The 12984-nt window shown below is 58.2% G+C and carries 13 protein-coding genes and 3 pseudogenes; 7 read left to right on the top strand and 9 right to left on the bottom strand.

Annotated features, from left to right (window positions below):
• Positions 1 to 47: 47 nt before the first annotated feature.
• On the top strand, positions 48 to 479 hold the full coding sequence (locus tag PH552_RS16910) for a DoxX family protein (RefSeq protein WP_483315498.1): 432 nt from the start codon (positions 48 to 50) through the stop codon (positions 477 to 479).
• Between the two features lie 159 nt (positions 480 to 638).
• Here PH552_RS16910 and PH552_RS16905 read toward each other — a convergent pair whose 3' ends face one another.
• Genes PH552_RS16905 through PH552_RS16890 form a run of 4 tightly spaced genes read right to left on the bottom strand, consistent with a single transcriptional unit; the run spans position 639 to position 7077 of the window.
• The gene (locus tag PH552_RS16905; protein ID WP_245430355.1) at positions 639 to 1859 is read right to left on the bottom strand and encodes an alpha/beta hydrolase; all 1221 of its coding nucleotides are present in this window, start codon (positions 1857 to 1859) and stop codon (positions 639 to 641) included.
• Positions 1860 to 1871: 12 nt separating this feature from the next.
• Positions 1872 to 4922: an efflux RND transporter permease subunit gene (locus PH552_RS16900; protein WP_112342394.1), complete on the bottom strand. Its 3051-nt coding sequence runs from the start codon at positions 4920 to 4922 to the stop codon at positions 1872 to 1874.
• A gap of 11 nt (positions 4923 to 4933) precedes the next feature.
• Entirely contained in the window at positions 4934 to 6004 is a 1071-nt protein-coding gene (locus tag PH552_RS16895) for an efflux RND transporter periplasmic adaptor subunit (RefSeq protein ID WP_112342395.1), read from the bottom strand.
• Entirely contained in the window at positions 6001 to 7077 is a 1077-nt protein-coding gene (locus PH552_RS16890; protein ID WP_112342396.1) for an efflux RND transporter periplasmic adaptor subunit, read from the bottom strand. The genes PH552_RS16895 and PH552_RS16890 overlap by 4 nt, the downstream gene beginning before the upstream one ends.
• A 105-nt stretch (positions 7078 to 7182) precedes the next feature.
• Between PH552_RS16890 and PH552_RS16885 the strand changes: the two genes are divergently transcribed.
• On the top strand, positions 7183 to 7800 hold the full coding sequence (locus PH552_RS16885; protein WP_112342397.1) for a TetR/AcrR family transcriptional regulator: 618 nt from the start codon (positions 7183 to 7185) through the stop codon (positions 7798 to 7800).
• Between the two features lie 19 nt (positions 7801 to 7819).
• Here the strand turns inward: PH552_RS16885 and PH552_RS16880 are convergent.
• Together PH552_RS16880 and PH552_RS16875 are read right to left on the bottom strand one after the other, a co-directional pair.
• A pseudogene (locus PH552_RS16880) lies at positions 7820 to 7948 on the bottom strand (molybdopterin-binding protein); the annotation flags it as partial.
• A gap of 72 nt (positions 7949 to 8020) precedes the next feature.
• A pseudogene (locus PH552_RS16875) lies at positions 8021 to 8253 on the bottom strand (TetR/AcrR family transcriptional regulator); the annotation flags it as partial.
• Between the two features lie 103 nt (positions 8254 to 8356).
• Here PH552_RS16875 and PH552_RS16870 point away from each other — a divergent pair.
• From PH552_RS16870 to PH552_RS16850, 5 genes are all read left to right on the top strand, one after another.
• The gene (locus PH552_RS16870) at positions 8357 to 8851 is read left to right on the top strand and encodes a hypothetical protein (RefSeq protein ID WP_145644633.1); all 495 of its coding nucleotides are present in this window, start codon (positions 8357 to 8359) and stop codon (positions 8849 to 8851) included.
• Positions 8848 to 10065 carry an Nramp family divalent metal transporter gene (locus PH552_RS16865; protein WP_112342399.1) on the top strand — a complete coding sequence of 406 codons (1218 nt, stop codon included), beginning with the start codon at positions 8848 to 8850 and terminating at the stop codon, positions 10063 to 10065. Before PH552_RS16870 ends, PH552_RS16865 begins: the two co-directional genes overlap by 4 nt.
• Position 10066: 1 nt before the next feature.
• A complete protein-coding gene (locus PH552_RS16860) occupies positions 10067 to 10432 on the top strand; it encodes a hypothetical protein (RefSeq protein WP_112342400.1) in 366 nt (121 codons plus the stop codon).
• Positions 10429 to 10743: a PRC-barrel domain containing protein gene (locus tag PH552_RS16855; RefSeq protein ID WP_112342401.1), complete on the top strand. Its 315-nt coding sequence runs from the start codon at positions 10429 to 10431 to the stop codon at positions 10741 to 10743. Before PH552_RS16860 ends, PH552_RS16855 begins: the two co-directional genes overlap by 4 nt.
• 558 nt (positions 10744 to 11301) lie before the next feature.
• Positions 11302 to 11607 (top strand): hypothetical protein, encoded by a 306-nt coding sequence (locus PH552_RS16850; protein ID WP_112342402.1) that lies wholly within the window; start codon positions 11302 to 11304, stop codon positions 11605 to 11607.
• A gap of 68 nt (positions 11608 to 11675) precedes the next feature.
• On the opposite strand, the pseudogene PH552_RS16845 reads toward PH552_RS16850, so the two are convergent.
• From PH552_RS16845 to PH552_RS16835, 3 genes and pseudogenes are all read right to left on the bottom strand, one after another.
• Positions 11676 to 11846: pseudogene (locus PH552_RS16845) on the bottom strand (type II toxin-antitoxin system prevent-host-death family antitoxin); the annotation flags it as partial.
• Between the two features lie 86 nt (positions 11847 to 11932).
• Positions 11933 to 12394 carry a hypothetical protein gene (locus tag PH552_RS16840; protein ID WP_145644634.1) on the bottom strand — a complete coding sequence of 154 codons (462 nt, stop codon included), beginning with the start codon at positions 12392 to 12394 and terminating at the stop codon, positions 11933 to 11935.
• 279 nt (positions 12395 to 12673) lie between these two features.
• Complete coding sequence (locus tag PH552_RS16835; RefSeq protein ID WP_210278962.1) at positions 12674 to 12943, bottom strand: hypothetical protein; 270 nt, start codon at positions 12941 to 12943, stop codon at positions 12674 to 12676.
• Between the last annotated feature and the right edge of the window lie 41 nt (positions 12944 to 12984).

The raw sequence follows: 12984 nt of genomic DNA, 5'->3' as shown, positions 1-12984 counted from the left end.
TCCATCGACCGTCCTTGGGGCATCAACCAATTTCAAACCGGAGGAATATCGTGGAAAATACTCAATCGACCTGGCAGACCGCCGCCATTCTCATCGCCCGCCTGATCTTCGCGTCCGTCTTCCTGATGGCTGTATCATTCAAGTTCATGGACATGGGCGCGACCGCAGGCTACATCGCAGCCGCCGGCTTTCCGTTGCCGCTGTTCCTGGCCTGGTGTGCGGCGGCCCTCGAGGCACAGCTGGTCATAGCCTTCCTCAGCGGAGCCTTCTTCACCCCGGCGGCGATCATCGCAGCCATCTATGTCATCTTCCTTGGCTTCTCATTCCACGGGCCGTCGCACTGGGCAGGTAACCAGGCCGAATTCGGCTTTTTCGTCGATCACTTTACGTTCGTGGCTGGCCTGCTCTTCGCCGCCGTGCATGGACCGGGCAGCGTGCTTGTCGCCCCGGTGGGCCGGCCGGCCCGAAAAGCCGAGTAATATCCTCCGTGCTGATGGTGAAAAGCATGCGGGTTTGCGAAGCGGCTCCAATCATCGAGCCGCTTTTTCCGGCTGCCGTGCCGGTGGTCTTGCCATCACACTCGAACGCCCTTGGCCCGTGGTGTGACGGATGATCGGATCTAAAATGAATAATCCAGTTCAGTAGGAAATCCGCCCATCGACGATAGGCGACGGTCCCGAGGAAAATTGCTGTTTCAGCACTTGCCTTGCATCATCGCTGATAATCGACATGGGGGCTGCGACTGCGACTTTCGCTGCCGATCCCGCGAGGTCTGCCGTTCGAACGGCCGCCATCCCCACGCGGTCCGCAAGCGAGACTTGCCCGGTATCCAGCGACTGCCCCGCCAGCCGCCGTCCAAGCAACTGGACCATGTCGCGATTGTCCGCAAACGCATTATGACCGAGCGCATCGTCCGGCTTGACGGAACTTGTATCGATGACCGTGATCCCGAGCTTCGCTAGATCCGCGGCATAGGGCGTCGAGTCAAAGCCGCCGACACGATTGACGCCGCCGGACAGCCATCGCGAAACCTGCAGGGCTTTGTCCTTGGTCGAGGAAAAGATCGTGAAATGCGGGCGTTGCGCCCCCATCTCGATCATCTGCCGGCGGAACACGTCGATATCGATGTCGGGCGATGCCAGGATGACATTCTTCACCTTCGCCGGAATCGTCTTGTTGCGCATGGCGACGCCACGCAACGCCTCCACCGTCAGCCAGGATCCCATAGAGTGGGCGAGGATCGTCACCTCCCCGACATCCAGACTTTTGGCGGCTTGCAGGATCAGATCCTCCAGTGCTCGCCGTGAGAAATTCGTGCTCTCCTTGTCATAGAGATAGTCGAAGACGTTGCCGCGAGAGGGCCACGTGAAGAGGATCGGCGCGGCATCCGTTCCGGAATCATGCATGATCTGAGCGAAACGAAAGACGGCGTCGGAATAGGTGTTGTTGAAGCCGTGCACGAAAATGACGACCTGCCGCTTGGCGTTGCGGTTCTTGCTGAACCATTCAAGAACGTCGCGTTCGGATGCCACCCTCCCGACCTTCATAACCGCGAATTCCTTTGCGGGATTGGCCGGCACATGCGATGGCCATTGTACCTCGCCGATTTTGCGGTTTCGATCCGGAGGAATGGAAACGACGATATCGTTGAAGGATATCGCCGTTCCGCGCTCGCCGGAATAGAGTTCGCCCGGTTTGTCGGTCGGCCGGCGAGTGGTGGCTGCCATGATATCAACGGTGCTTGTGCCCGGCGTTGCCGCCGCAAGCGGCTGGAGAACATTCTCCAACCGCCCCGCACACCCCGCCAATGCCGACAGGGTCATCAGCACGGCAAAGCCCGTTCTTCCAACCGTCAACATCGGATCCCCTCTTCAGTGCTGCGCGCTGTCGCGGGGAATTCGGAACCAGGCAACATACAAGGCGGGGAGGAAGAGCAGCGTCAGAACCGTACCGACGACAATGCCGCCCATCATCGCATAGGCCATCGGTCCCCAGAATATTTCCCTGGAGATCGGGATCAGCGCGAGCGTTGCGGCTGCCGCCGTCAGCATGATGGGCCGCATCCGGTGCTCCGTCGCCTCGATGACGGCCTGCCAAGGTGGCACGCCCTCGCTTCGAAGGTGCTCGATCTGCACGATGAGGATCACCGAGTTACGGATCAGAATGCCGATCAGAGCAAGTACGCCAAGGATCGCAACGAATCCCAGCGGCGCATTGCTGAGCAACAAGGCCGCGACGACGCCGATCAAAGCCAACGGTGCGACGGCGAAGACCAGAAAGAGCCTGTTGAAGCTCTGCAGCTGGATCATCAGGATCGTCGCCATGATGAACAGCATCAGCGGTGCGACGGCGACGATCGGCCCCTGCGCTTTCGCGCTTTCCTCGACCGAACCGCCGTCAACGATGTGGTATCCGGTTGGAAGGGCCTTGCGGAACTCGTCGACTTTCGGCTTCAATTCGTTGACGATCGTCGCCGGCTGCGTTGGTCCGACGACCGCAGCCTTGATGGTGATGGTCGGTATGCGGGTGCGCCGCCAAATCGTTGGCTGCTCCAATTCATAGTGGAAATTCGCAACTGCGGACAACGGCACGGACTTGCCATTGGAACCGCCGAGCTGCAGGTTCTGCAGCGTCTCGATCGAACCTCGCTCGGAGGTCTGAGCGCGGCCGATCACATCGACAAGATAGATGTCATCCCGGATCTGCGTGGCCGCGGATCCCTCGACGATGCTGTTCAGCGCCGTTGCAATGTCCTGCGACGAGACGCCCAGTTGCCGTGCCTTGTCCTGAAGCACATCGACCTTGACCACGCGCGAGGGTTCATTCCAATCGAATGTCATGTTGGACAATAGAGGATGCTGACCGACGATACCGGCGAATTTCTGCGAGATATCTCTTACCTTCTGGATATCCGGCCCGCTGACGCGATATTGCACCGGCTTGCCGACCGGAGGCCCGATATCGAGCAGCTTCACGAAGGCATCGGTTCCGGGGAAGGTCTTCGTCAGATAATCCTGCAGTTCGGCTTTGACCTTGTCGCGAACATCGAGTCCCTTGGTGACGATCACGGTTTGACCGAACGAGACATCGGGCGTCTGCACGTCAAAGGACAGGATGAAGCGAGGCGCCCCTTGGCCGACATAGCTCGTCCAGTGATCGATGTCCTTGTTGTTCGCCAGCATCTCGCGTTCGAACCTGGCCATCTGCTTGTTCGTCTCCGAAATCGAGCTGTTCTGCGGCAGGTTCCAGTCGACGACCAGCTCAGGTCTGTCGGAAGAGGGGAAGAACTGTTGCTGCACGAGGCTCATCCCGCCGACGGAAAGAGCGAAGCCTATTACGGTGGCGGCGATCGTAATCCAGCGCCAGCGCAGGGCCATACGCAGGAGCCATGCGAAGGCCCGTGTAAAACGCCCTTTCTGCTCGTGATGAGATTTCATGGTCTTCGGAAGGATCGTCACACCCAGAAGCGGCGTGAACAACACCGCAACAATCCATGAGACCAGGAGCGAAACGGCAATGACTACGAACAGAGTGAAGGTGAATTCGCCAGCAGCGCTGGTATTGAGGCCGACGGGGATGAAGCCTGCGACCGTCACGAGCGTGCCCGTCAACATTGGAAAGGCGGTCGAGGTGTAGACGTAGGTCGCTGCCTTTCTCAGATCGTCGCCCATTTCCAGTCGGGCTACCATCATTTCCACCGCAATCATGGCATCGTCGACAAGAAGGCCAAGGGCGATGATCAGCGCCCCAAGCGAAATACGCTGCATGGAAATGCCGGTATATGCCATAACGAGAAAGGTAATCGCCAGCACGAGCGGAATGGAGATGGCGACCACGAGCCCTGCCCGGACGCCAAGGCTGATGAAGCTGATCGCAAGCACGATGACGATCGCCTCGAACAGTGCGCGCGTGAAGCCCGATACGGCCTCGTCGACGACGGCAGGCTGATCGGAAACGCGCTGGACATCCACGCCGATTGGAAGATCGGCGGTGACCTGTTCGATCTCCTTGTCAAGCGCCTTGCCGAATTCAAGCAGGTTTGCCCCGGTCTTCATACCGATGGCAAGCCCGATGGCCGGCTGCCCGTTAAACCTGAACAGCGACGAGGGAGGATCGACATAACCGCGTTTGATCGTCGCGACATCAGTCAACGGAAAGAAGCGGTCGTTGACACGGAGATTGATCGACCGAAGGCTTTCCTCCGATGTGAACTGTCCGCTGACCCGCAAGGCGATGCGCTCTGGGCCGGCATCGACGAAACCGGACTGGGTGACGGCGTTCTGCGCCTGCAGCGTATCGATGACGGATTGCTGGTTGAGCCCGAGAGCGGCGATCTTCCGGGTGGAAAATTCGAGATAGATGGCCTCATCCTGCGCACCGATAATATCCACCTTACCGATATTGGGAACGGTCAGCACCTTTGCCCGCGCATCCTCGACGAGATCGCGAAGCTGGCGCTGCGTCAGCCCATCGCTGGTGAAGGCGTAGATATTGCCATAGACGTCGCCGAAGTTATCGTTGAAAAATGGCCCGACGACGCCGCTTGGGAAATCTCCCTTGATGTCGCCGACCAGGTTGCGGACCCGCATCCAGATGGCATTGACATCCTTGGCCTTGGTCGTCGGCAGAAGCTCGACGAAAATGGTCGTCTGGCCGGCAACCGTCTCACTCTTCGTATAATCGAGCGAATCCAGCTCCTCGAGCTTCTTTTCGATCCGGTCGGTGACCTGCTTGGTGACTTCCTCGGCCGATGCGCCAGGCCATTGCGCCTGAATGATCATCGTCTTGATGGTGAAGGCGGGATCTTCCTCGCGGCCGAGCCCGATATAGGAAAACGCGCCGGCCAGAATGAAGACGATCATGAAGTACCAGACGAGCGAACGATGTTCGAGCGCCCAGTCGGACAGGTTGAATTTTTTCACGGGGTGTTTCCTTAATCCAGTCGGACGGCCTGGCCGTCGGCAAGCTTGTGAACTCCGGCAACGACGACGCGTTCGCCGGCGCTGACGCCTTCTGCGATCTTCACGGAACCGCCCTCGACAAGGTCTCCATCGATCTTGATCGCGCGAATGAAGACCTTGCGGGCCGCAGCATCGACCACCCAGACATTCGGCTTTCCGTCCTTCATCAGGACGGATGAAGAGGGCAGCAGGATCATCGGATCTGCGACGACAGTTGCGGTTGCTGTGACGACGGAGCCCAGGCGGAACGCTGCCGGCGGATCGATGAGCGTGATTTTCGTGCGTCGCGTGCGGGTCGTCGCCTCGGCTTCCGGAGCAATCTCCCTGACGACGCCGCTCGCGCGGATGGTTGGATCCAGCTGGAGAGCGACCTCAAAGGGCGACCCCACCTTGAGACCGTCGAAGCTGGCGACGGGTATATCGATGATGACGTCGCGCTGGTCGGGTCGGGCGACGGTGGCAATGCTTTGGCCCGCGGACACCACCTGGCCCACTTCGGCGGATGTCGCCGTCACGACGCCGTCGAATTCCGCCTTGAGCTGCGTATATCCCAGTTGCTCTTCCGCTTTGTCCAAATTGGCCTGGGCCTTGGCAACCGAAGCAATGGCGCTCTTGCGCCCAAGTTCCGCCTCTTCATAAGCCGCTTCACTTCCCGATCTGCTCTCGAGCAGGGAGCGCTGGCGCTCTTCGGTGGATGCGGCATTCGCCAACTGCGCCTGGGCATTCGAAAGTTCGGATTGCGAACTTTTCACTGCAAGCTCCAGCGACAGCGGGTCGATGGCGGCAACAACATCGCCCTTCTTGACGATATCGCCGACGCTGACCTTGCGCGCTATGACGCGCCCCAGAACCCGAAATGCGAGCTGGGTCTCGATCCTGGCCTCGACCGTCCCGGGCAAGGTCAGTGCGGAAGCCGCGGTGGACTTGACGACAACGGAAAGCACGGGGCGCGCCGGCTCGTAATGGGCTTCCTCCTGCTTCTCGCAGGACGTCAGCAGCAGTGAGCCGAGGATCGCAAGGCCGGCTGTGATACGGATTTTCATTTTGCAGCTCCCTTGTCGTATGTGACGGCCTGGCCCGGTCGCAGGAATTTTGTACCGTCGACGACGACGATCTCGCCCGGGGACACGCCAGTGCGCACTGCGAAGCGGCCTGTCTCATAGCCAGAGACATCGATCTGGCGCAGCGACACGCTCGATGAAGCGGGATCGATGATCCAGACGGCCGGCTTTCCGCTCTTCGAGGCCATTGCCGACCACGGTAATTCGATCGCGTCCCGCGCGGTGGACCGGAACACGCCGACCACCGGAGCGCCAAGCTGCATATCCGGAGCCGCTTCGAGACCCACCTTGACCCTGATCGTTCCGGTCGAGGCATCGATCGTGGGCGAGATTTCGCGCACGAAAGCCTCCATCCTGTGCGACGGGGCCGAAAGAGGACTGACGGCAACCTGGTTTTCAAGATTTCGCCCGAGATAGAGGGATTCGAAGACGTTGAAGACAGCGTCGCGAGGGCCGTCATGCGCAAGCGTAAAGACCAGCTGTGCGGCTTGCGCGACCTGCCCCACTTCGGCGTTTCTGGCGGTGATGATACCATCGGCATCGGCGCGTAGCTCCGTATAGGAGAGCGCGTCCTGTGCCGTGTCGAGCTGAGCTTGTGCCGACTTCACGCTTCCCTGGGCAGTGAGCAACGTTTCCTGGGCTTGATCGAGTGCTGCGCGCGTCGTCACCTGCGTCTTGAAGAGGTTCTGCTGGCGGTCGAATGCCAATTGGGCCTGCGTTTGCTGCGCGAGCGCCGATTGCAGGTTCGCAGTGGCAACGTCGAGATCCGCCTTCTGTTCTTCGGCGTCCATGCGCGCAAGCACCTGTCCGGCCTTCACCGACGTCCCAACGTCAACCAGGCGCTCGACGATACGTCCGCTTACCCGGAAAGAGAGGTCGCTTTCGACGCGGGCGCTCACTTCGCCGGTAATGGCGTTGCTTTCCACGACCGGCGTGACCTTGGCCACGACAGCCTCCACGTTCTTTGGCTTCGTCTCACTCTCGGCCTGCTTTTCGCATGACGACAGCGCGACCGCACTCGCACCCAGCCATGCGATGACAAGGATAGTTTTCATGATTGACCTCTTGCATCCATTGGCGAGACGAATATTATTGACTGACTCATTAGTCAATAGAATTTATCTTGACGTCGAACCGTCAATAACCCTCAAGGTGGCACCATGACCGATCTAAAAAAGCTGACGCGCGCGGAGCAAAAGGCCCGTCGCCCCATACAGATCCTGGATGCCGCATTTGAGGAGTTCGTCGAGCGCGGCTATGTCGCTACACGCGTCGAAGATATTGCCAGCAGGGTCGGGGTTACGAAGGGAACCATCTATGTCTACTTCGAGACCAAGGAACAGCTTTTCGAGGCGATGATCAGGCACATTTCCGAGCCTCTCGAAAATCTGCTGGCAAGCTCAAACGAACTGAAAGGGACCGTCACGGAGCGGCTTCAGGGGAATATCGAGCTCATCTACGATCTCATAATCAGGGATCGCAAATTGCGGGAGCTGATGCGCTTCGTCATTGCCGAGGGTTCACGTTTCCCGCAGATCGTCGATCGGCACCACGACATATTTATCGAGCCGCTCGAGCGTCAAATGCAGTCCCTCATCGACGAAGGGGTAAAACTCGGGGAGTTCCGTCCGGCACCGGCGGCGTTCTGCGACGCGGTCGTGGCGCCCGCCATCGCCTTTCTATTCTTCAAGCTCCTTTTCGACGACCGACAGCCTCTGGACAAAACCACCTATCTGAAAGCGCATATTGATCTTGTGATGCACGGGCTGCTGAGATGATCCATCCTCTGATCGACGGGTTCATCGCATAGACAAGGATGGTCTGCGGATGGAACGCATCGATCAGATCGATGCTCTCATAGTAGCGACCGCTTCCATCCAAGGTCTTCTCGAGCTCGTCGGCACAATGGAGGACGGCGTAACGCGCTGTGAGCCTCCTAGTTGGCAGTTTTTTGAGATGCAGTTTTGCCTTGGGGCGGCTTCGTTACGCCCCAAGCCTCTATCGAGCGACGGTCGGAAACAGGCGCTGCAGGGTCGGCGCCAGAATGGTGGCGAACACTTCGGGCGCCCCATAAGCTCGCGCCAGAGCATGGCTCCATGGATGGAAGCCATCAATATCTCGGCCTCAACGCTGGGTTCGCTCGAGAGCTTCAAGGTTCCGTCCTTGGCGCCGCGTTCCTTGATGGAGGTGAGCCATGTCGAGATAAACCGGAAGAAGGCCTTCGTTTGAGCGCGATGAGAGCGGCCCGGCGCAACAATACGCGATACACTCCGCAAGCAGCGCGCGCTGCGGCTTCCGAAGAGCTTCTGAATCCCACGACCGGCCACCGCACACTTGGGCAATGATCGTTCTGGCGCCGGTCGCGCCATCGGATTGGAACTCACTCGCCTCTATTTGATTATATTAGGAATATCGCGCTGGGCGGCATCCATGAGGACCTTGGCTGTGAAACTTCTTATCGTCGCCCTGCTGCTTGCAAGCATGACCTCCTGCTCCGACGGACAACAACAAACCGAACGCCAAATTCGCTCGGTACTTTCCTGGAGTGCAACGGCGGACATGGCCCTCGACGCACGCGTGAGAATGCTGGTGCCGAACAGCTTTACCGCCCTCACCATGGAACGGTGCGGAAAAGAGATCGGCAGCCTGTCGACGAAGCTTTCGGCATCTCGGCGGGATTTCGCGACCGTGGCCGATCAGCTGAACACGGTCATCGGCGCGGCGCATGACGACCTCGTCAACGGCCGGACAGATACGATTTCACAGCATCTTGAGGCTTTGCGGAACCTCGAAGCCAAGTTGAAAACGGGCTCCGGAGCAGCACAATGAAAAAATTGCTGCAGATATCGCTTGGCGTCATCACGAGCATCGGCGGTTTTCTTGAAACGGGAAATATCGCGACCTCCAGCCAGGCGGGCGCGGCCCATGGATACGGGCCTCTCTGGGCCATCGTGCTCGGCACGATCTGCGTGATTTTCCTCGTCGAGATGTCGGGGCGGTTTGCAATCGCGAGCCATTACACGATTGTCGATGGAATTCGGGACCGCTTCGGTTCCAACGTTTTTCTTCTGACCGTAACCATAGCGTTTATCGTCAATCTTCTTGTTCTTGCAGCCGAAATCGGCGGCATCTCGCTGGCGCTGCAGTTCCTGACAGGCGTGAAATTTCAGTGGTGGTCGCTGCCGGTGACATTTGCCGTCTGGTTGCTGCTGTGGCGAGGTACGTTCGGCCTCATCGAGAATGGCATATCGTCCCTGGGCCTTCTGGCGCTGTCCTTCGTCGTCGCCGTGTTCGTCATGGGACCGCCTTGGGATGAGGTCGTAAAAGGCGTGGTGCCGACGCTGCCAAGCGAAGATCCCCTCCACTACGGTTTTATCGTCGTCGGAATATTGGGCGCAGTCATCTCCCCCTACCTCTTCTACTTCTATTCCTCGGGCGCCATCGAAGACGAATGGGACAAAAGCTTTTTTGGCGCCAATCGCGCGATAGCAATCATCGGCATGAGCTTCGGCGCGATCATCACCGCCGCCATCATGGTGCTGGCTGCGATGATCTATCCCCCCAAAGGGGTCGGAGACATCGAAGGATATGAGCAGATCGCCATGATCCTCACGCCGGCCTTCGGAAAATGGGGATTCTATCTCTTTGCAATGTCCCTCGGCATCACCTGCCTGGGCGCAGCCCTCGAAGTGAGCTTGGCGCAGGCCTATCTGGTCGCACAGGGTTTCGGATGGAACTGGTCGGAAAATACGAAGCCAAAAGACAATCCCGCCTTCTGCCTCGTCTATACCGCTTCGCTTCTGATTGCCATGATCCCGATCATCGCCGGCATAGATCCTCTCCAGCTCACCATCTTTTCGATGGCGCTCAGCGCCCTCAGCCTGCCGTTCGGCGTGGTTCCCTTCCTCGTTCTCATGAACGACCCGGCCTATGTGGGCGAGCATAGAAATGGCTGGATCAGCAATGCCGCCGTCATCTTTATCGTCGCGATGGCGTTCGTGCTTTCGATTGTAACCACGCCGCTCGAAATTCTGGGAGGCTGACATGTATCTCGGCTGTGACGTTCTGGATAAGCAGGTCGTCGATCGACGGCAGGCCCGCATCGGAAAGGTCGATGGCATCGTGCTTACGGCCGCAGATGACGGCCGGCTCAAGATCGCCTTCATCGAAATGGGTACCCCGGCGCTGGTGCGAAGATTGAGCCGGCGCCTGTATGCCTGGATGCTCGCTTCTTCCCAACGCGCGCAAGCGGGTGACGGCTGGCGTCCCTACCGGATCCCATGGTCGAAAATCACCGATGTGGGCGTCGATATCGAAGCCGATGTCGACAATAGCGAGACACCGCTTGAGCGGGCGCAGGAATGGCTGAGACAACATATCTTCAGCCACATCCCGGGAGGACGGTCGTGACGGAAATTCACCTGGAACTCCTGCTCGGAACGCAGGTTCATGACGTGAATGATCAGCCGATCGGGCGGCTGGAGGAGATCAAGGCGGAACCTATGGAAGAAGATTTCGTCATCGTCGAATATCACCTCGGAGCTCTCGGTTTGCTCGAACGATTATCGGCAACGGCGATCGGCAACGCGATCCTGCGCCCCTTCGGTTTCAGGGAGCGGTCGAGCGGCTACATCGTGCCATGGGACAAGCTCGATGTGACGGATCCCACCCATCTGAAACTCAGATGCACCGTCGCCGCTCTCGACGCGAGACCTCGATGAAAATGCGTATTGCCGCTGGCACGAGCCTGACCAGCGCAGTCAAAGGATGGCAGGATGCCGCAATGCCGGATGGCAAAGCGGCTCGTTGATCACCTCAGTCGTCCTTTCGTCTCAACGCTTGGCAACTTTCTTTGCTGCGCGGATCGCGCCGTTCCACAAGATCTCCACAACTGATAGCGCAACGCCATAATTATCGCCTTAGATGGGAGGGAAGCTGAGTTGTCGATATGGTTCGTTTTCCGCCCGGAATATTAATGGCTGCGATGCTGTGTGCCATCGCGCTTTCCATTCTGCTCGCTACATCGCAAACCCGGCAAACCAAGAGAGATTCCCTAATCCGGAAAGGAGTTGGCGTTACTGATCACTCGCACAAAGGTGATATTATGAAATAGGCGAACTCGACTCGTGCCGGCGCAGGAGCGGCAGTTCATTTTCGACAAGTGTCCTTTGCTTTGGTTTCTTGTCCGGCACACCCCGGCACATACCCGCAAAGTTTGAGTTGACCATTCTCGATGGCGAGGTGACACTTGCAACCCGCAGAAGGCAGGAGGAAAAACGATGGTCGAGGCAGACCGCTGGCGCCATATGGCAAGCGCACCGAAAGACGGCAGTCGCATCCTTGTCACGATCCGCCCGTCCGAACAGGGGCCGGCAGAAGTTGACCTTGCCTATTGGTCGAATGGCGATCAGTTCGGTGCGGAAGGCTGGCGCGCCTCTGATTCTGCGCCCGGCCGCATCGTCGAATATGCCGAGCCGGAATTGAAGTGCTGGATGCCGATGCCGTCGGCCAATCTCAACCGCACCTCGATGCCCTCACCGTGGGAAGGCGATGATACCCAGCAACTCGACGGATCAGGGATTTAAGAAATCGTACCTGCAGGTCGCGAAGAACCGATGACAAGATTGCGTCAGCGAGAGCGACTGACCTCGGCTCACCGACTCGCCTCATCACTATCCGCATAAGCTTCGACGGCGGCCTCGAATTCGGCAAGCAAAGCGTCGGACATGGTATCGTTCGTGCCGGCTGCACAAGCATCGGACTGACGCATGAGGCGTTCGTAATCCTCGATGTTGAGCAGTACGAGCCGAGGCTTGTTGCGCTGTAATTGCTGCAAAACGACCCGCATCGGCGGACGGTTGTCAGTCTGTGGCGACGGCTTGCAAAGCAAGCTTCAAAGTTCAGATCTCATCAATAGCAGACTTGCCGCTCTGCCTCGCATTGGCTGTAGAGTGACTTCAGTTTGGTCCGTTGGGTATGCGACATGCTCTTGGAAAAATCGCTCAATGCCCAAAACATCGCGATCCTTTCCAGCTGCGTCGGATTATTCATTCCGCATCGAAACAAGCTGACCAGCGCGGCGGCAAACCCCTCGCGGCTGTATTGAGTATCGTCGAACCAGGTCTGCCGCGTCACTAAGTCAAATACTCGCTTTATGACCTTGAGCTCATTTTGTGACAAATCGCCTTGTGCGAAACGTTTCAACCTTTCCATGATCCCCTCCACCGCAAGATTGCTGGCAACCTCACGTAAGCTCGGCATGAGCAGAGACTGCTCAATGCCGACTGAGTTTCTCTTAGGCTTTTTCAGCCGTTGAGTGCGCCCATAGAATTTGCGGAATGGGCCATTGCACTCGGCAGTGTGAAGCATCATGAGGCTCGACACCGACAGGCCCGATAAACGCCCGATAAGCGATCATCTTTGCAGGCGTGATCGGGACAATTTCACGACACCTGTTCACGGCCAAAGTCAGAGCCAGTTCAACGAACGGCAGATACCGCAGGCAATCGCGAGCCATGCAATAATAATTGCTCCAAACATCATAACCGCAATCCTCATATTCCCCTGAGGTTCCTTGAAATCCGCAGCGATGCCTGTTGTGTCGGCAGAGCTTGTTTTTCTCGCAGGCCACTCCATCGGGACGAGAACCTGCTAGCAGTGACCATGCATGTCACCGACGACAAGCCCGTTCAGATGGGCGCTGAAGAGTGTCGGGAACTCGGTCTCTAAAATCGAAAGAAGTGCGGCTTGCACCTCCTTTATAAGGAACACGGCCTGCGGTGCATCGAGATCACTCGCGACTCCGCCGGCATACTGCATCATTTTTACAAGCGCCAAGATCTCGCCCGCACGTTCCTGTTTCCCAAAATCGCTCACTGTTAAAAGCCCCGCCAAAACGATCTGATGGAGGGAGATTGGCATATTTCGATTGATGAGGGTCGTTGCAAAAGCGTTGCACACGC

The organism is Rhizobium aureum (assembly GCF_030182495.1).
Classification (GTDB): Bacteria; Pseudomonadota; Alphaproteobacteria; order Rhizobiales; family Rhizobiaceae; genus Rhizobium; species Rhizobium tropici_C.
The sequence above is the reverse complement of the archived record's forward strand: the minus strand, read 5'-3'. Positions and strand labels throughout refer to the sequence as shown.